This window comes from Herbidospora sp. RD11066, assembly GCF_054661255.1.
Window position 1 is genome coordinate 180,827 of the sequence record NZ_BAAGDO010000007.1, and the last position, 17,591, is coordinate 198,417.

The window sequence follows — 17,591 nt, forward strand, 5'->3', positions numbered from 1 at the left end:
GCACACCCTGAGAAACACCGGGGAACCTCACTGGTAGGGCTCCCGAAGCGGCGACCCGGTCACCGCGTGGGATATCTCCTCTGACAGCGCCTTCAGCTCGGCCGCGGCGGTGTAGGACCGGAGGTTGCCCTGCCCGACCGGCTCGAGCAGCCCGAGCCGGACCAGCAGATTCAGGTCGCGAAGGGCCTGGTCACGGGTGAGCCCCTCGTCCTTCTCGTAGGTGCCGCGCCGCAATCCGCCCGTCGTCGCGGAATATAGCGCGGTGATCGTCCGCTCGTGCAGCCCGCGTGATTCGGCCAGCTCGGTGATCGCCCCCCACGTGCGGGCGGTCGCGACGACCCGGCGGTCGACGATCTGGGCCTGGATGTGGTGGACACGGAGACAGAACCGCACCCATTCGTGGGTGTCGTGGTCGGGCTGGTAGGTCCGGCCGGTCGTGGCGAGTGCGGCGTAGTACTCGGCGGTGTTCAGCGCCGACAGGCCTAGCCATTCTTCGATGGAGGAGAACTCGGGCGCCAGCACCCGGTCGCGGGCCAGCACGAGGGTGTGCAGGCAGCGGGACATCCGGCCGTTGCCGTCACGCCACGGATGGATGCTCACGAGGTTCAGGTGCGCGAGCGCGGCCCGGACGAACACCGGCGCGTCGAGGTCGCCTGAGGTCAGCCAGTCGACGAGCTCCCGCATCAGCCCGGGGACCTCTTCGGCGTCGGGCCCGACATAGGCGGGCGGTCGTCCCGGCCCACCGGTGACCAGGATCCCGCCGGACCGGTAGCGCCCCGGCCACTTCCCCGGCACGTTGCGGATCATCATGAAGTGCAGCGCGGAGAGGAGCATCTCCTCATAGGCGAAGACCTCGAACGACGCGCTCTGCTGCACGTAGGTGAGTGCGTCGTGGTAGCCGCGCACCGCGTCGAGCGCGGCCTCACCGGATTCACCGGAGGGTTCGATTCCGGCGACCACCGCCTGCGCGGTGTCCAGGCTGACGGTGTAGCCCTCGATCGTGTTGGATCCCACGATCGCCCGTGCGGTCAGCGACCGCCGGAGGGGCCGGTCCCAGTGATGGGGTTCGGCCAGCTGGAAACGGAGTCGTCGCCGGAACTCGTCGATCTCGGCGAGCACCCGATGATCGTCATCGGTCAGCTCGGGAACCTGGAACAGCATGCGACAAGCCTACGATGCGACTCGCCTCGTCGCATCGTGGGATCACGCTGGACCAGCGCTCTGGACGACGTCGAACGTCCACACCTCCGCCTGGCCCTGACCGTGCCCCTGGGCCGACCACTTCTGGAAGTCCTCCTCGCTGCGCCAGCGGGTGTAGACCAGGTACTTGTCCGTTCCGTCGACCGGCCGGAGGAGTTCGAACCATTCGAAACCGTCGGCCGACTCCACCATTCCCGCGCGCCCGGCGAACCGCTTCTCCAGATCGGCGCGCATGTCGGCCGGGATGGTCAGGACGTTGATCTTCACTACCGATGCCATGGCGCCACCTTACGAGGCACTAGCCTGGGTCGGTGCGTATCGCGAGGTTCTCCACTGGTGGCGGGGTCGCCTTCGGTGTGGTCGAAGAGGGCGAGCAGGTGCTCGCGAAGATCGACGGTCATCCCTTCGGCGGGGTGTCGCTGACGGGGGAGCGGTTCCCCGTCGCCGAGGTGCGCATGGTCGCGCCCATGCTGCCGTCCAAGGTCGTGGCGATCGGGCGTAACTACGCCGACCACGCCAAGGAGATGGGCAACGAGGTGCCCGAAGAGCCGATGATCTTCCTGAAGCCCTCGACGTCGGTGATCGGGCACAACGAGCCCATCGCCTATCCCGAGAATCTCACGCAACACGTCGACTACGAGGGCGAGCTCGCCGTCGTGATCGGGCGGCTCTGCCGCGACGTGCCGCGCGAGCGGGCCAAAGACGTCATCTTCGGGTACACCTGCGCCAACGACGTCACCGCGCGGGATCTCCAGCGCAAAGACGTGCAGTTCACCCGGGCCAAGGGGTTCGACACGTTCTGCCCGCTCGGGCCGTGGATCCAGACCGACATCGACGCCTCCGACCTCGCGCTGACCACGACGGTCAACGGAGAGCTGCGGCAGAGCGGGCGCACGAGCCAGCTCATCTTCGACATCCCGGCGCTCATCGCCCACGTGACCGCCGTCATGACCCTGCTCCCGGGCGACGTCATCCTGACCGGCACCCCTGCCGGAGTCGGTCCGGTCAAGCCCGGCGACGAGGTCTCCGTGGGCATCGAAGGCATTGGAACTCTCACCAACAGGGTTGTCTCTCGTGACTGAGGTACGTGTTCGCTTCGCGCCGTCCCCCACCGGCATGTTCCACGTGGGGGGAGCCCGCTCCGCCCTGTTCAACTGGGCCATCGCCGAGCAGACCGGCGGAAGGTTCGTGCTTCGCATCGAAGACACCGACGCCGCCCGCAACCGGCCCGAATGGACCGAGGGCATCATCTCGGCCCTGGCGTGGATCGGCATCCACAGCGATTCGCCGGTCTTCGAGGGCCCCTACTTCCAGTCGTCCTACGCCGATCAGCACCGCGAGCAGGCCGCCCGCCTCCACAAGGAGGGCCGCGCCTACTACTGCACCTGCACCCGCGACGACGTCAAGGCCCGCACCGGCTCGGAGCACCGGGGCTATGACGGTCACTGCCGCGAGCTCGGCCTGACCGAGGGCGCCCTGCGCTTCCGCACCCCCGACACCGGCATCACCGTGGTCGAAGACCAGGTCAGGGGCACGGTCGAGTTCCCCAACGACGCGATGGAAGACTTCGTGATCGCCCGCGCCGACGGCTCGCCGCTGTTCGTGCTGGCCAACGTGGTCGACGACGTCGAGATGCGGATCACCCAGGTCATCAGGGCCGAGGAGCACCTGTCGAACACGCCCAAGCAGCAGCTGCTGTGGGAGGCGCTCGGCCACACCCCGCCCGTGTGGGCGCACGTGCCGGTGATCGTCAACGAGAAGCGCCAGAAGCTCTCGAAGCGCCGCGACAAGGTGGCCCTGGAGTCCTACCGCGACGAGGGCTACCTGGCCGAGGCCATGGTCAACTACCTCATGCTGCTCGGCTGGGGCCCCGGCGACGACCGCGAGATCATGCCGTGGTCCGAGATGGCGCCCCTGTTCGACCTCAAGAACGTGAACCTGTCGTCGGCGTTCTTCGACGAGAAGAAGCTGCGCGCCTTCAACGGCGAGTACATCCGCGCGCTGTCCCTCGCGGAGTTCATCGAGCGCTGCGACCCGTTCCTCGACCCGTCGTGGGACCGCGCGCTCTTCGCCCCCCTCGCCGAACTGGCCCAGACCCGCGTCTCGGTCCTGTCGGAGATCACCTCCAACGTCGACTTCCTGTTCCTCGACCAGCCCGTCGACGACCAGCCGTCGTGGGACAAGGCCATGAAGCCCGGCGCCCAGGAGATCCTCACCGGCTACGCCACCCGCCTGGCGAGCACCGACTGGACCGCCGAGGCCCTGAAAACCGCCCTCGAAGAGGTCGGCGCCGAACACGGCCTCAAACTCGGCAAGGCCCAGGCCCCGATCCGCGTGGCGATCACCGGCCGCACGGTCGGCCTCCCGCTGTTCGAGTCCATCGAGGCCCTCGGCCGCGAAAAGTCGATCACCCGCATCAACGCGGCCCTGGCCAAGCTCAGCGCCTGACACCTCATCCGCCGGCCGCCTCCCCGCTCAGGGCAGGCGGCCGTTCGCGGCTTCCGGCGCCGATCGAAGAGCCTTGCTTTCGGTTACGGCTCCGCCCACCCCGGCCCCGACCACCGCCCCCGCACCGCCCCGTATCCGGCGCCCAGCACCCGCTCCCACCTCCCGCCGCCACGCCAGGAAGATCGCTGATGGACGAAGAGGAAAGCCTGCGCCGCTACGGCCTCCGCCCGACGGCAGGCGACCTGGCGGAGATCCGCACGCTGCTCAGGGAACACATCGCGCTCGAGCGCCGCTCCCAGGGCTATGGAGACACGGCCCTGATGAGACTCTGCTGCGTCCAGCTGTTCAATCGAGGCACCGTCGACGACGCACTGCTCATCTGGACCGCGAAACGGGCCAGCTTCGACGCGGGCTGCTCGATCGACATCCACCTCCTGCTAGGTCATGGCCTCGACGCGACCATGACCTACCTGGCCACCCACCCCTCGCCAGAGGCCGCCGCCGCCCTGGCCCGACTCCGAGAGGACGAGGCACACGGTTACTTCGACGACTTCACCGTGGAGACGGCATCCGCCAACGAAGACGGGTACTACGGCCGCTACTCCTGAAGCGGAGCACACCCGGAACACTGCGGGGCCTATGGCTTCGGGCGGCTCGCGCCGCCCGAAATTTCGGGACATTGCCCCGGCTCGATATGAGCAGGTGAGGCCTGGACCGCGGTGGTCTGAGAGGCATGGCGCGGCGGTCGGATGGCCCGAGAGGCGGCGGGAGCCGTAAAAGAAAGTCTTTAAAGGAGCCCGCGCCTTTCCAACAGCGGTTCGATGCGCGGGTCTCGGCCGCGGAAGGCGTGGAAGGCCTCCATCGGATCTGTGCTGCCGCCCTTGGAGAGCAGGCGGGCGCGGAAGGTGTCGCCGTTCTCCCTGGTCAGGCCGCCGTTTTCGGTGAACCAGTCGACCGTGTCGGCGTCGAGGACCTCGCTCCAGATGTACGAGTAGTAGCCCGCCGCGTAACCACTCGCCCAGATGTGGGCGAAGTAGGTGCTGCGGTAGCGCGGGGGGACCGCGGGGAGGTCGACTCCGGCGTCGCGGAGGGCCGCCACCTCGAAGGTCTCGGCGTCGCCGCCCTCGTAGTCGGTGTGCCAGGCCCAGTCGAGGAGGGTCGCGGCCAGGTATTCGACGGTCGCGTAGCCCTGGTTGAACTTCTGGGCCTCCAGCATGCGGTCGACCAGTTCGCGGGGCATCGGCTCGCCGGTCTCGTGGTGTTTCGCGTAGTTGGCCAGGATCTCCGGATGGGTCGCCCACATCTCGTTGACCTGCGACGGGTACTCGACGAAGTCGCGCGGGACCGAGGTGCCGGAGAAGCGGGGAAACCGCACGTCGGAGAACAGGCCGTGCAGGGCGTGGCCGAACTCGTGGAACATCGTGTTGACCTCGTCGAAGGTCATCAGGGTCGGCTCGCCCTTGACGATGTTGAGGTTGTTGACCACGACCGGCTGGTAGCCCGTCAGGCCCGACTGGTGGACCAGGCTGTTCATCCACGCACCGCCGCGCTTGGACGCCCGCGCGTGGAAGTCGCCCAGGAACAGGCCCAGCGGGGAGCCGTCTTCGTTGGCTACCTCCCAGACGCGCACCTCGGGGTGGTAGCCGATGAGGTCGGGGCGCTCGGTGAACGACAGGCCGTAGAGGCGGTGGGCGGCATAGAAGACGCCGTCGACCAGGACCCGGTCGAGCTCGAAGTAGGGGCGCATCGCGGCGCTGTCGATGTCGTAGCGGGCCTGGCGCACCTTCTCGGCGTAGAACGACCAGTCCCAGGCCTCGATGGGGAAACCGGCCTGCTCCTCCAGGGCCTCCTGCTCGCGGCGGGCGTTGGCGACGGCGGGGGCGACCAGTTTGTCGAGCATCTCGGTGACCGCGCCGGTGGTGCCGGCGGTCTGGTCGGCCAGGACGTATTCGGCGTGGTTGCCGTAGTCGAGCAGGTTGGCGCGCTCGCGGCGCAGCCGGGCGATGCGGGTGATCAGCTCGGCGTTGGCGGCGCCCCGGCCGGTGGAGGCGCGGTGGACGCGCTCGCGCAGCGCGCGGTCGGTCAGCGACGTGAGCGCGGGCTGGCCGGTCGGCAGGACCAGGGTGATCAGGTAGGAGCCGTCGAGGTCACGCTGGGTCGCGGTGTCGCGCAGGCCGGCGATCTCGTCGGTGCTCAGGCCGTCGAGGGCGGCCACGTCGTCGACCTTCACAGCGCGCTCGTTGGTGTCGTTGAGCAGGTTCTGCTGGAAGGTGGTGGCCAGGCCGGACAGTTCCTCGTTGATCTCGCGGAGCCGGGCTTGCTGGCCGTCGTCGAGCTCGGCGCCCGCGCGCACGAAGTCGGTGAGGTAGCGCTTCAGAAGCCACTGCTCTTCTGGTACGTCGGTCTGCACGGCCTTCAGACGCGCGTAGAGCGCCGCGTTGAGGTGGATGGAGTCACCGTGGGCCGCGAGCCTCGGCGTGATCTCCTTCTGGATCTCCTGGATCCCCGGAGTGGTGTCGCTGCCCGCCTGGTTGAAGAAGACGATCGAGACCCGCTGGAGCGTCTCGCCCGCCCGCTCCAGCGCCTCGACGGTGTTGGCGAAGGTCGCCGGGGACTCGTCGGTCGCGATGGCGTCGACTTCGGCGAGGTGTTCGGCCATGCCCCGTTCGAACGCCGGAACGTAGTGCTCCTCCCTGATCTCCGCGAACGGAGGCAGTCGGTAGGGGAGGGCGCTGGGCGTGAAGAACGGGTTGGTCATCGGCCGGGCTCCTTCGCGAATCGGGACTTTCAGCTTGTCACACCGGCTATCGGCGCGGCGATCGGCATTCGTTTTGGTAGTGAGCCCGAAGCTGGGCTATTCTTTCGGAGTCGCGAGCGCAAGGCCCTCCGGGGAACAAGTTCGCTGATGGGGTATGGTGTAATTGGCAACACGGCTGATTCTGGTTCAGTTGTTCTAGGTTCGAGTCCTGGTACCCCAGCGCACGTAGTGCAGCATTGCTCCCGTCGTCTAGTGGCCCAGGACGCCGCCCTCTCAAGGCGGTAGCGGCGGTTCGAATCCGCTCGGGAGTACGAGATTTCCCTCTCATCTGAAGTTCTAGGGCTCCGTCGTCTAGCGGCCTAGGACGCCGCCCTCTCAAGGCGGTAGCGGCGGTTCGAATCCGCTCGGGGCTACACATCGAAACGGACTCCCCTTCCGGGAGTCCGTTTTCTGTTGCCCTCAGTTTGGATAGTGCTACTATCGATACATGAGCTATCCAAGCGGAGTGACGCTGCTCGCCGACGGGCGCGAAGAGACCATCGCCGGAGCCGTGGTGCCACACGGTGTGACCTTGCTGGGCTGGGAGCGCAAGCCCCACGGGTGGTGCCGGGGCGACGCCTGCATCCCGGGGTTCCGTGCGGCCGCGGCCGAATCGGAAGAGGGGGTGGACGTCGCCAAGTTCGCCGAACTCCTCGGCCGTCCCGTGGTCACGGGCGACGGGGTGATCGCGGTAGGTGAACCCGAGCGGTCCTTCACGGCGGGTGGGCCCAGCCAGTCCTTCACGGTCGCCGGCGCCGACCAGGCCCCCACGGCGGGTGGCTCCGGCCAGTCCCTCGCGGTGGGTGGGTCCGACCGGCCTATCGCGGTCGGCGGCTCCGGCGAGTCGCTCGCGGTGGGCGGGTCCGTCGGTTCCGATGCGGGCTTCGCGCCCGACTTCACGCTCGACGGGTTCACGCTGTCGTCGTTGCGGGGGAAGAAGGTCGTGCTGGTCTTCTGGGCCTCGTGGTGTGGGTGCCGTTATGACCTCCCGGCGTGGCGGGCGCTCGGGGAGGAACTGCCCGTGGAGGTCGTGCCGATCTCGCTCGATCGTGATCGCGCCGACGCCGCCGCCTGGCACGACGGGCCCGTCGACGCCGAAGGGGTCGTGGCCGAGCTCTACAACGTCATCAACGTCCCGACCGTCGTCTGGATCGACGAGGACGGCCGGGTCGCCCGCCCCCAGGACACGATGACCGCCACCGACACCTTCCGGTCGATGAACGGCCTGTCGTCCGAGGCGGCCGTCGCGGCGCTGCGCCACTGGGCGCTGACCGGGGAGTCGGCCGCGTCGGGTCAAAGCCTGCGCCGGGCCACCGAGGAGGAGCGCACAGCCCGCCTGCACGCCAGGATCGCCGCCTGGGCGTTCCGGGAAGGGCGCCCGGACCAGGCGCGGCACCACCTGGCGCTCGCGGCCGAACTGGCGCCTCACGACGTCGCGATCAGGCGCGGCCTGATGCCGCTCGACGGGATCGACCCCTTCGGCGAGGCGTATTTCGAGCTCAGAGGCGAACTGGAGAGCGCCGGGATCGCGATCTACCGGCCGCTGCCGGACTGGTCCGACTTGCCTTAGAAGGTCCTGAGTATGAAAAATAGACTCATGACGACCACGATGCAGAGCCGGACGCACTCCTGGGCCCCCCCGACCATCCCCGCCGACATCGCCACGATGTCAGGCCTGGAGTTCCTTCAGGCCATGCTCAACGGGGAGATCCCGCCGCCCCCGATCGCGGGCACCCTCGGCTTCACCATGCTCAGGGTCGAGAAGGGCCTGGCCGTCTTCGAGGGGGAGACGGGCGAGCACCAGTACAACCCGATGGGCACCGTGCACGGCGGCTACTTCTCCACGCTGCTCGACTCGGCCCTCGGGTGCGCGATCATGTCGGCGCTGCCGGCGGGCAGTGCGTACACGACCGTGCAGCTCAACGTGAACATGATCAGGCCCGCGTTCGCGCACACCGGGCCGCTGCGCTGTGAGGCCAAGACCCTGCACGTCGGCCGGACCACCGCGACCGCGGAAGGGTCGCTCGTGGGCGTGAACGACGGCAAGCTCTACGCCCACGGCACCACGACCTGCGCCGTCTTCCCGCTCCGCTAGTCGCCTGAGCGGGCTTTGAAGAGCGCCCGCTTGGCGGCTTTACCCACGTTGCGGTCGGGGTGGGCCTCGGCGATCGCCTCAAGGAGCTCGTCGAGGTGGGGGTGGCGGACCTTCCAGATCACGTCGAGCAGGCTGATCAGGTCGGTCGACGGGCCGATGTCCTCGAGGCTGCTGACGAACTCGGTGCGGCCGAGGCCCGCCGAGATCGTCCACATGTCGAGAATGAGCCAGTGGGTGTCGGCCTGGGTGGGCTCGGGGGCGTCTTCGACCTCGAGCTGGGTGAGGTGGGTCGCGGCGTAGGAGCGCAGGGACTCCTCGTCGAGGGCCTTGCGCCAGGCCGGGACGGCCACCTCGCCGAGCTGCCCGACCAGAGACGCGGCCTGCACCCGGACGAGCGCGTCGGACTCGTCTTCCACGGCGGCGCCCAGCAGTTCTTCGGCGGCCTGGGCGGGCTCGCGCAGGCGCATCCAGGCGGCGAACTCGGCGTCGGCCTCTTCCTCGGACATGTCGGCGCTCAGCGACAGCAGGTCGTGGGCGGTCATGGCGTCGATCGCCGGACGGGCGTCGATGTCGAGGTCGGCCTCGTCGACCAGGTGGACGACGCCCTCGGTGCCGAGCGAGGTCAGCTTGATCGTCTCGCCGTCGACCTCGGCCATGCCGTAGCCGGTCAGCCAGGCGATCACGGAGGCCAGCGGGTCGCCGGCCGCCTCCCAGGCGGCGTCGCCCAGGTCGTCGTAGTCGCGGACGGCCTCGGCCAGCTCTTCGCGCAGTTCGTCGAGCGGCTTCTGGCCGCCCTTGAGCAGGACGCGGATCAGCGTCTCGCGGGTCAGGCCCGACAGGGCCAGGGTCAGTTCGTCGTCGTCGAGCTCGGGGTCGCCGTAGTCGACCGAGCCGAGGCCGAGCATCCAGGCGTCGAGGACGTCTTCGTCGTCGTCGAACGGCCAGGCGGCGGTGTCGGAGTCGATGCCCACGGTGTCGTCGCCCGTGGGGGCGACGAACTCGAGGTCGATCGCGAGGTTCCAGAGGTTCCAGAGCTTCTGCGGGCCTTCGAGACCGAGGGCGGCCACGGCCTCGTCGACCTCGGCGTCGGACAGCAGCGTCTCGGTGCCGACCTTGCGGTCGGTGCCGATCCAGACCGACAGGTCGCGGGCCTGCGCGATCAGCGGCACCTTGCGGGCCTCGGCGGCCAGTTCGTCGTCGGGGCGCAGGCGCAGGGTCGGGAGCTCGGCGAGTTCGTCGGCGAAGGGCTCGAAGTCGCCGAGGCCCTCGTCTTCGTCGCCTTCTTCCTCGTCGTCCCACTCCTGCTCGCCGAGGGCGTCTTCCATGCGGTCGACGAAGTCGTCTTCCAGGGCGTCGAGCTCGTTGAGCAGCAGTTCGAGCCGGTCGGAGCCGGCCGTCAGGCGGCCGGTCTCATGGAGGAACGTCAGGTAGGCGCGCAGGGACGGCACCATCACGTCGGCGGCGGCGTCGGGGTCTTCGACCACCTGGGGCAGTCGCTCCAGGAGGAGGGGGCGCAGATCGTCGCGGCGCCAGTGGCCCACGTCGGAACGCTGGCTCAGGCGGTGCCACAGGGCGGCCGAGCCGACGAGGTCGGGGTCGCTTTCGGGGGCGTTGACCGGCACCCAGAGAAGGAATTCCTGGAGCAGTGGACGCAGTTCAGCCGCGGCTGCCTCAATGCGATCTGTCACCCCGCCAGCCTAGGGCCAACGGGCCGGGCCATCTAACCGGTTCAGGCACCGTTCGCGCCCGCTCTGCGCATCGCCTCGGTGATGCGGTCGGCGGCGCTGACGACGGGGGCGGCGTGGAGACGGCCGGGGGTGCGGGTGAGGCGCTCGATGGGGCCCGAGACCGAGACCGACGCGATGACCTTGCCGCCCGCGCCCCGGATGGGCGCAGAGACCGAGGCGACGCCCTGCTCGCGCTCGCCGACGCTGTGGGCCCAGCCGCGCCGCCGCACGCTGGCGAGGGTGGCGGCGGTGAACTTGGCGCCGCGCAGGCCGCGGTGGAGGCGGTCGGGCTCCTCCCAGGCCAGCAGGATCTGGGCGGCCGATCCCGCGGTCATCGGGAGCGCCGAGCCGACCGGCACGGTGTCGCGCAGGCCGCTGGCGCGTTCGGCGGCGGCCACGCACACCCGCTCGTCGCCCTGACGGCGGTAGAGCTGGGCGCTCTCCCCGGTGAGGTCGCGCAACTGGGTCAGGACGGGACCCGCGACCGCGAGCAGGCGGTCTTCGCCGGCCGCGGTGGACAACTCGGACAACCTCGGCCCCAATATGAAACGCCCCTGCGTGTCGCGGGTGACGATCCGGTGGTGTTCGAGGGCCACCGCCAGGCGGTGGGCAGTGGGCCGGGCCAGCCCCGTGGCCTGGACCAACTGGGCGAGCGACGCCGGTCCGGCCTCCAGGGCGTTGAGCACGAGGACGGCCTTGTCGAGTACGCCGACTCCGCTAGAGTTGTCCATACCCCGATACTGCCGTCTCGCTATCCGAGATGCAACCGCAGTAGTGGCGGTATGAGGATACGCTGTCCATATCCCGATATTTCTATCTCATGATAAGAGATGAGGAGGCGTTGGAGACCATGGGACGCACACTGGCCGAGAAGGTATGGGAGCAGCACGTCGTCAGGCGCGCCGAAGGTGAGCCCGACCTGCTCTTCATCGACCTCCATCTCATCCATGAGGTGACCAGCCCGCAGGCGTTCGACGGGCTCCGCATGGCCGGCCGCCCGGTCCGCCGCCCCGATCTGACGATCGCCACCGAAGACCACAACGTGCCGACGGTCCGCGGCCCGATCTCCGACCCGGTGTCCCGCGCCCAGGTCGAGACGCTGCGCAAGAACGCCGCCGAGTTCGGCGTCCGGCTCCACCCGATGGGCGACGCCGGGCAGGGCGTGGTGCACATCATCGGCCCGCAGTTCGGGCTGACCCAGCCGGGCATGACGATCGTGTGCGGCGACAGCCACACCTCGACCCACGGCGCCTTCGGCGGCATCGCGTTCGGCATCGGCACCTCCGAGGTCGAACACGTGCTGGCCACCCAGACGCTGCCCGCCTACCGGCCGAAGACGATGGCGATCGAGGTCAAGGGCGCGCTGCCCTTCGGCGTGACCGCCAAAGACCTGATCCTGGCGATCATCGCCCAGATCGGCACCGGCGGCGGCCAGGGCTACATCGTCGAATACCGGGGCGAGGCCATCCGCGCCCTGTCGATGGAAGGCCGCATGACGGTCTGCAACATGTCGATCGAGGCGGGCGCCCGCGCGGGCATGATCGCTCCCGACGAGACGACCTTCACCTACCTGAAGGGCCGCCCCCACGCCCCCGAGGGCGAGGCGTGGGACGCCGCCCTCGACTACTGGAAGACGCTGCGCACCGACGACGACGCCGTCTTCGACAGGGTCGTGGAGATCGACGCCGCGGCGCTCACCCCGTTCGTCACGTGGGGCACGAACCCGGGGCAGGGCGCGCCGCTGAGCTCGGTCGTCCCGGCGCCCGAGACGTTCGGCGACCCGATCGAGCGCTCCGCCGCCGAGCGGGCGCTGGAGTACATGGGGCTGACCGCCGGCACGCCGCTGACCGACGTCGCGGTCGACACCGTGTTCGTGGGGTCGTGCACCAACGGCCGTCTCGAAGACCTGCGGGCCGCCGCCGAGATCCTCCAGGGCCGTCAGGTCAAGACCCGCACGCTGATCGTGCCGGGTTCGATGATGGTCAAGCTCCAGGCCGAGGCCGAGGGGCTCCACGAGGTGTTCAAGGCCGCCGGGGCCGAGTGGCGGGAGGCCGGGTGCTCGATGTGCCTGGGCATGAACCCCGACACCCTCGCGCCGGGGGAGCGCAGCGCCTCCACGTCCAACCGCAACTTCGAGGGCCGGCAGGGCAAGGGTGGCCGCACCCACCTGGTGTCGCCGCAGGTCGCCGCGGCGACCGCCGTCACCGGCAAGCTGACCGCCCCCGCCGACCTCGTCTGATTCCGGAGAATCCTGATGGACGCCTTCACGACCCACACGGGCACCGCCGTCCCGCTGCGGCGCAGCAACGTCGACACCGACCAGATCATCCCGGCCGTCTGGCTCAAGCAGGTCAGCCGCACCGGCTTCGAGAAGGGCCTGTTCGCGGCCTGGCGCGAAGACCCGTCGTTCGTGCTCAACGACCCCGCCTACGACGGCGCCTCGATCCTGGTCTCCGGGCCCGACTTCGGCACCGGCTCGTCGCGTGAGCACGCCGTCTGGGCGCTGCAGCAATACGGCTTCCGCGCCGTCATCGCCGCCCGCTTCGGCGACATCTTCCGCAACAACTCCACCAAGATGGGCCTGCTCCCGGTGGTCCTGTCCCCGGAGGCCGTGGAGACGCTCCAGAAGGCCGTGGAGACCGACCCGGCCACCGAGATCACCGTCGACCTGCGCGAGCGCCAGGTGCGGGCCGTCGGCGAGACCTGGTCGTTCGAGATCGACGACTACACCCGCTGGCGCCTGCTGGAGGGTCTCGACGACATCGGCCTGACCCTGCGGTACGCCGACGCCATCGCCGACTACGAGAGCGAGCGGCAGCCGTGGCTGCCGAAGACGGCCTGACCGTCCCGGAAGCGGAACTGGCGCGGCGGCTGCGCGACACGCAGCGCCGCGTCAGGGACCTCCCCGTGACCGGGGAGGAGCGCGAACGCCTCGCCCGGAGGCTGCTCGCGATCTGTGATGTGGCAAAGCGCGACATTCCCCACGCAATCACCCGGCTGGACGCCTTGATCGCCTTCCTGGACGGGGAATTCGACACGCCGAGTAGCGGTGAATTCACGTAAGGTGATTGAGTCGCGCGCGTTCCTCCCCTACTTTCAAAGCGCGTAAGGGGGAGGAACCACATGAACAAGAAGGAACTCGTCGACGCCATCGCCGACCGCGTCGGTGACAAGAAGACGGCCGCAGAAGCGATCAACGCCGTCATCGACGCCATTCAGCACGCCGTCGCCAGTGGCGACAAGGTCTCGATCACCGGTTTCGGCGCTTTCGAAATGGCGCACAAGCCGGCCCGCACCGCGCGGAACCCTTCCACGGGCGAGCCGATCAAGGTGGCCGAGAGCTGGGCACCGAAGTTCCGTCCGGGGGCCGATTTCAAGGAACTGGTCAACGCGGGCGGAAAGAAGCAGGCCAGGAAAAAGTAGCCGGACCTCCTGGAAAACGGCGCACCCGATACATTTCGTTTCGGGGGCGCCGTTCCTTTTACGGCACCGGGAAAGTGCTGAGCGTAATGAACGAGATCGCCCCGTCGGCCAGCACGATGTTGACCCGCTGGCCCGGCCGGAGCAGCCGCAGCGGCCCGGCGTCGAAGGCTGCGGCCGGGAACGGCACCTCGGTGCCGTCGTCGAGGTAGACCGACCCTGACCGGGTCTCGTCGTCGAAGGTCTTCACCGTCGCCTGCACGCCGTCAGGGTAGTCGATGTAGCTCGCCAGGCCCCGGAGGATGATGTCGAGGCCGAGCTCGAAGCGGTAGTCGTTGGACTCGTCGACCATGTAGGGCGCCATCGCCGCCAGGTTGGGGAACCGGTCGGGCGGCAGGTCGTTGAAGTAGCCCGCCATCTGCTCCCTGACCTCGTTCCACTCCTCGGGGGTCGAGCAGTTGAAACGCTGTTCCCACGAGCTCTCCTCCAGGGTGAAGCCCTCGAGGAAGGTCGACAGCAGGTCGCCCGCCATGGCCGAGACCTTGTCGGGCAGGCCGCCGGAGCGCAGGATCGCCATCAGCTTCTCGACGTTGGGCATCAGCTCGGGCGTGAACGGCACGTGCTGCATCGAGATCCAGGCCAGGTCGCGGTGGGCGCGCAGGATGTCGCGGCCCACCCGCGCGAAGTCCTTGATCTGCTCCATCCAGTTCGCCGGGTCGGGCTCGGGCAGGTCGCGGCCGACGAACATGCGTTCGTACATGAGCTTGAAGAGCTCTTCTTTGTTCTGTACGTGGGCGTAGAGCGCCGAGACGGCCACACTCAGCTCGGCGGCGACCTGGCGCATGCTCATGCGGTGGTAGCCCTCGCGGTCGAGCACGACGTAGGCGGCGTCGACGATGCGGTCGCGCGTGAGCGGGACCTTCGCCGGGCGCCTGGGTTCCTGGTCGTTCTTCTCCCACGGGGGCGTCGGCATGGTCATGGCGCCAAGCCTTTCATGTGAACAGTGTTCTTGTGTTCTGAACACTGTTCATGCTAGAACACTGTTCAGCACCCATTGAACACTGTTCTCCTCCCGGGGGTAAAACCATGTCCGTCACGGAAGTGACCCCGTCCCAGGGCTACCGCTATCGGTGGTACGCCCTGTTCGTCATCCTCGGCGCCGAGATCATGGACCTGATCGATTCCATGGTCACGAACATCGCCGGTCCCCACATACAGAGCGAGCTGGGCGGGTCGGCGACCCTGCTCCAGTGGCTCGGCGCCGCCTACACCCTGGCGATGGCCACCGGCCTGCTGACCGGCGGCCGACTTGGTGACGTCTTCGGCCGCCGCCGGATGTTCCTCATCGGCGCGATCGGCTTCACCGTGAGCTCGCTGCTGTGCGGCCTCGCGGTGTCGCCCGAGATGCTCATCGCCTCCCGCGCCCTCCAGGGCCTGTTCTCCGCCGCCATGCTGCCGCAGGGGCTCGGCATGCTGCGCGAGATGTTCCCGCCCGCCGAGGCCGGCAAGGCGTTCGGCATGTTCGGGCCGGTCATGGGGCTGGCCTCGGTCGGCGGCCCGATCCTGGCCGGATGGCTGGTCGACGCCGACTACTTCGGCACCGGCTGGCGCATGATCTTCCTCATCAACCTGCCGATCGGCCTGCTGGCCGTCGTCGGCGGCCTGCGCTTCCTGCCCGAGTCGAAGTCGCCCAACCCGCCCTCACTCGACCTGCTCGGGGTGGTGCTGGCCTCGGTGGCCGGGCTGCTCATCGTCTTCCCGCTGGTCCAGGGCCGCGAGCACGACTGGCCCGCGTGGGCGTTCGTGATGATGGCCGCCTCGGTCGCGGTGTTCGGGCTGTTCGGGTGGTACCAGGCCCGGCGCACCCGCACCGGCAGGGACCCGCTCGTCGAGGGCAGCCTGTTCCGCAAGTCGGCCTTCAACGGCGGCCTCGTCACCGGGCTCGTCTTCTTCTCCGGCATGTCGGGCTTCATGCTGGTCTTCAACCTCTACACCCAGATCGGGCTGCACTACTCGCCGCTCAAGGCGGGCCTCGCGGGCGTCCCGTGGTCGATCGGCATGATCATCGGGTTCGGGCTGGCGCAGCCGCTGCTCAAGCACGCCCGCGCCTGCCTCCAGTTCGGCACGCTGCTGATGACGCTCGGGGTCGTCGGCGTGTGGGTGACGCTGCAGCTCGCCGGGGTCGGCGTCACGCCCTGGCAGCTCACCCCCGCGCTGGTCCTCACCGGCATCGGCATGGGCCTGCTCATGTCGCCCTTCTTCAGCCTGGTGCTGTCGGGCGTGGAGGACCACGAGAGCGGTTCGGCGTCGGGTGCGCTCACGGCCGTCCAGCAGCTCGGCAGCGCGTTCGGGGTCGCGCTGCTCGGCACGGTCTTCTTCAACGCCCTGGGCGACGTGCCGACCCCCGACACGTTCGAGACCGCGATGGAGACCACGCTCTGGGCGGTCGCCGGGATGCTGCTGCTCACCTTCGCGGTGTCGTTCCTGCTGCCCAAGCACGTGAAGGACGGCGTCTCAGAGCACTAGCGCGGCCACGGCGGCGGTGTGGGGCCCGAGGCCCAGCGCCGCCGCCGCTTTCAGGTCGTCGATGGTGTCGACGTCGCGGCGGACCGAGGCGACGTCGTCGAGGCAGAGCTCCTTGGCGCCGCCGGTCAGGTGCCGGGCCCGCGACTCCCCGCCGAAGCGCGGGCGGAAGGGGATCCCGGGGCGGACGGCGTACAGGACGGTCCCGATGTCGGCGGCGTCGGGCAGGAACGACTGGTCGAACTCGGCCGCCGCCGTCAGCACCCGCGCGAGCTCGGGGGAGCGCAGCGCGGGCAGGTCGGCCTGCAGGGCCGCGACCGCGCCGGTGGCATGCGCCGCACCGGCCCGCAGGGCCGCGTTCAGACCCACATCCGGGTCGTGTACGACCTCCGCGCCCAACTCCGCCAGCACGGCCGCCGGTCTCGGGTCGGCGGTCACCACGATCACCCGGCCGACCCCCCGGGTCGCGAGGGCGGCCGTCACCGTGTCGGCGGCCACCGCCACCGCGAGATCCTCACGGTGCGGCCCCACGGCGGCGGCCAGCCGGGTCTTGGCCCTGATCAGGGTCTTGACGGGGATGACGATCGTCCACCCGAATCGGTGCATGCCCCCAAGCATCGCGCCTCGACATCGGCTCGGGCCAACCGGGAGACTGGGGGCCCTAACCGTCGTCAGTACGAGGTGTGTGAGATGAGCCGCCGTCCCGGACGACCGTCCCGCTTCTGGGAGTCGGTCGCCGTCGTGATCGTCAAGCCGCTCTCCGGGCTGCTGGTGCGGCACGACTGGCGCCGGGCCGACCGGGTCCCGCGCACCGGCGGCGTGATCATCGTGACCAACCACCTGTCGCTGACCGACCCGGTGCTGCTCGGCCACTATCTGTGGGCCGCCGGGCGCTGGCCGGTCGTGCTGGCCAAGTCGGGCCTGTTCGGCGTGCCCGTATTGGGAAAGGTCCTGGTCGCGCTGAGGGCCATCCCGGTCTACCGGGGCCGCTCCGACGCGAGCAACTCGCTGACCGACGCCGAAGAACGCCTGGCCGAGGGCGGCTGCATCCTCTTCTACCCCGAGGGCACCGTCACCCGCGACCCCGACTTCTGGCCGATGGCGGGCAAGACCGGCGCCGCCCGCCTCGCGCTGGCGACCGGCGCCCCGGTGATCCCGGTCGCCCACTGGGGGGCGCAGGAACTGCTGCCGTACGGACAGAAGAAACCCCGGCTGTTCCCCCGCAAGACCTTCACCGTGATCGCCGGTGAGCCGGTCGACCTGTCCGGTTTCGCCGACCGTCCGGCCGAGGCGACGGCGGAGATCATGCGGGCCGTCACGGCGCTGCTGGCCGAGCTGCGAGGCGTGAAGACGCCTGACATCTAGCGAGCGCGTACGGTGA

Annotated in this window: 18 protein-coding genes and 3 tRNA genes; 14 read left to right on the forward strand and 7 right to left on the reverse strand. The window is 69.3% G+C overall.

What is annotated here, in order from left to right:
* Positions 1-27 precede the first annotated feature (27 nt).
* Together ACYQ78_RS26000 and ACYQ78_RS26005 are read right to left on the reverse strand one after the other, a co-directional pair.
* Positions 28-1,161: a Fic family protein gene (locus ACYQ78_RS26000; RefSeq protein WP_459803528.1), complete on the reverse strand. Its 1,134-nt coding sequence runs from the start codon at positions 1,159-1,161 to the stop codon at positions 28-30.
* Positions 1,162-1,203: 42 nt separating this feature from the next.
* Positions 1,204-1,479, reverse strand: a complete 276-nt coding sequence (locus tag ACYQ78_RS26005) for an antibiotic biosynthesis monooxygenase family protein (protein WP_459803529.1) — start codon at positions 1,477-1,479, stop codon at positions 1,204-1,206.
* Positions 1,480-1,511: 32 nt separating this feature from the next.
* Between ACYQ78_RS26005 and ACYQ78_RS26010 the strand changes: the two genes are divergently transcribed.
* From ACYQ78_RS26010 to ACYQ78_RS26020, 3 genes are all read left to right on the forward strand, one after another.
* Positions 1,512-2,282, forward strand: coding sequence for a fumarylacetoacetate hydrolase family protein (locus ACYQ78_RS26010; protein WP_459803530.1), 771 nt, complete (start codon positions 1,512-1,514; stop codon positions 2,280-2,282).
* The gene (gltX, locus tag ACYQ78_RS26015) at positions 2,275-3,648 is read left to right on the forward strand and encodes a glutamate--tRNA ligase (protein ID WP_459803531.1); all 1,374 of its coding nucleotides are present in this window, start codon (positions 2,275-2,277) and stop codon (positions 3,646-3,648) included. The genes ACYQ78_RS26010 and gltX overlap by 8 nt, the downstream gene beginning before the upstream one ends.
* A 188-nt stretch (positions 3,649-3,836) precedes the next feature.
* Positions 3,837-4,256 (forward strand): hypothetical protein, encoded by a 420-nt coding sequence (locus ACYQ78_RS26020; RefSeq protein WP_459803532.1) that lies wholly within the window; start codon positions 3,837-3,839, stop codon positions 4,254-4,256.
* 179 nt (positions 4,257-4,435) lie between these two features.
* On the opposite strand, the gene ACYQ78_RS26025 is transcribed toward ACYQ78_RS26020, so the two are convergent.
* A complete protein-coding gene (locus tag ACYQ78_RS26025) occupies positions 4,436-6,406 on the reverse strand; it encodes a M3 family metallopeptidase (RefSeq protein ID WP_459803533.1) in 1,971 nt (656 codons plus the stop codon).
* 148 nt (positions 6,407-6,554) lie between these two features.
* Between ACYQ78_RS26025 and ACYQ78_RS26030 the strand changes: the two genes are divergently transcribed.
* The 5 genes from ACYQ78_RS26030 (at position 6,555) to ACYQ78_RS26050 (ending at position 8,540) form a co-directional block, all read left to right on the forward strand.
* A tRNA-Gln gene (locus ACYQ78_RS26030) sits at positions 6,555-6,626 on the forward strand.
* An 18-nt stretch (positions 6,627-6,644) separates the two neighbouring features.
* Positions 6,645-6,717: transfer RNA gene (locus ACYQ78_RS26035), tRNA-Glu, on the forward strand.
* Positions 6,718-6,746: 29 nt separating this feature from the next.
* Positions 6,747-6,819: transfer RNA gene (locus ACYQ78_RS26040), tRNA-Glu, on the forward strand.
* Between the two features lie 74 nt (positions 6,820-6,893).
* Positions 6,894-8,015, forward strand: a complete 1,122-nt coding sequence (locus ACYQ78_RS26045) for a redoxin domain-containing protein (protein ID WP_459803534.1) — start codon at positions 6,894-6,896, stop codon at positions 8,013-8,015.
* A 27-nt stretch (positions 8,016-8,042) separates the two neighbouring features.
* Entirely contained in the window at positions 8,043-8,540 is a 498-nt protein-coding gene (locus ACYQ78_RS26050; RefSeq protein WP_459803535.1) for a PaaI family thioesterase, read from the forward strand.
* Here the strand turns inward: ACYQ78_RS26050 and ACYQ78_RS26055 are convergent.
* On the reverse strand, positions 8,537-10,228 hold the full coding sequence (locus tag ACYQ78_RS26055; protein ID WP_459803536.1) for a hypothetical protein: 1,692 nt from the start codon (positions 10,226-10,228) through the stop codon (positions 8,537-8,539). The two genes, ACYQ78_RS26050 and ACYQ78_RS26055, sit on opposite strands and share 4 nt — an antisense overlap.
* Before the next feature lie 41 nt (positions 10,229-10,269).
* Entirely contained in the window at positions 10,270-10,998 is a 729-nt protein-coding gene (locus ACYQ78_RS26060) for an IclR family transcriptional regulator (RefSeq protein ID WP_061297062.1), read from the reverse strand.
* A 119-nt stretch (positions 10,999-11,117) separates the two neighbouring features.
* Between ACYQ78_RS26060 and leuC the strand changes: the two genes are divergently transcribed.
* Genes leuC through ACYQ78_RS26080 form a run of 4 tightly spaced genes read left to right on the forward strand, consistent with a single transcriptional unit; the run spans position 11,118 to position 13,690 of the window.
* Positions 11,118-12,506, forward strand: coding sequence for a 3-isopropylmalate dehydratase large subunit (gene leuC, locus ACYQ78_RS26065; protein WP_459803537.1), 1,389 nt, complete (start codon positions 11,118-11,120; stop codon positions 12,504-12,506).
* A gap of 15 nt (positions 12,507-12,521) precedes the next feature.
* Entirely contained in the window at positions 12,522-13,109 is a 588-nt protein-coding gene (leuD, locus tag ACYQ78_RS26070) for a 3-isopropylmalate dehydratase small subunit (protein WP_459803538.1), read from the forward strand.
* Entirely contained in the window at positions 13,088-13,330 is a 243-nt protein-coding gene (locus ACYQ78_RS26075; protein ID WP_459803539.1) for an SCO5555 family protein, read from the forward strand. The genes leuD and ACYQ78_RS26075 overlap by 22 nt, the downstream gene beginning before the upstream one ends.
* A 60-nt stretch (positions 13,331-13,390) precedes the next feature.
* On the forward strand, positions 13,391-13,690 hold the full coding sequence (locus tag ACYQ78_RS26080; protein ID WP_459803540.1) for an HU family DNA-binding protein: 300 nt from the start codon (positions 13,391-13,393) through the stop codon (positions 13,688-13,690).
* A 58-nt stretch (positions 13,691-13,748) separates the two neighbouring features.
* On the opposite strand, the gene ACYQ78_RS26085 is transcribed toward ACYQ78_RS26080, so the two are convergent.
* Complete coding sequence (locus tag ACYQ78_RS26085) at positions 13,749-14,666, reverse strand: TetR/AcrR family transcriptional regulator C-terminal domain-containing protein (RefSeq protein WP_459803541.1); 918 nt, start codon at positions 14,664-14,666, stop codon at positions 13,749-13,751.
* A gap of 107 nt (positions 14,667-14,773) precedes the next feature.
* On the opposite strand from ACYQ78_RS26085, the gene ACYQ78_RS26090 reads away from it, so the two are divergent.
* Positions 14,774-16,213: an MFS transporter gene (locus ACYQ78_RS26090; RefSeq protein WP_459803542.1), complete on the forward strand. Its 1,440-nt coding sequence runs from the start codon at positions 14,774-14,776 to the stop codon at positions 16,211-16,213.
* Here ACYQ78_RS26090 and cofC read toward each other — a convergent pair.
* Entirely contained in the window at positions 16,202-16,816 is a 615-nt protein-coding gene (gene cofC, locus ACYQ78_RS26095) for a 2-phospho-L-lactate guanylyltransferase (RefSeq protein ID WP_459803543.1), read from the reverse strand. The two genes, ACYQ78_RS26090 and cofC, sit on opposite strands and share 12 nt — an antisense overlap.
* A gap of 84 nt (positions 16,817-16,900) precedes the next feature.
* Here cofC and ACYQ78_RS26100 point away from each other — a divergent pair, with 84 nt between their 5' ends.
* Complete coding sequence (locus ACYQ78_RS26100; protein ID WP_459803544.1) at positions 16,901-17,575, forward strand: lysophospholipid acyltransferase family protein; 675 nt, start codon at positions 16,901-16,903, stop codon at positions 17,573-17,575.
* Positions 17,576-17,591 lie beyond the last annotated feature (16 nt).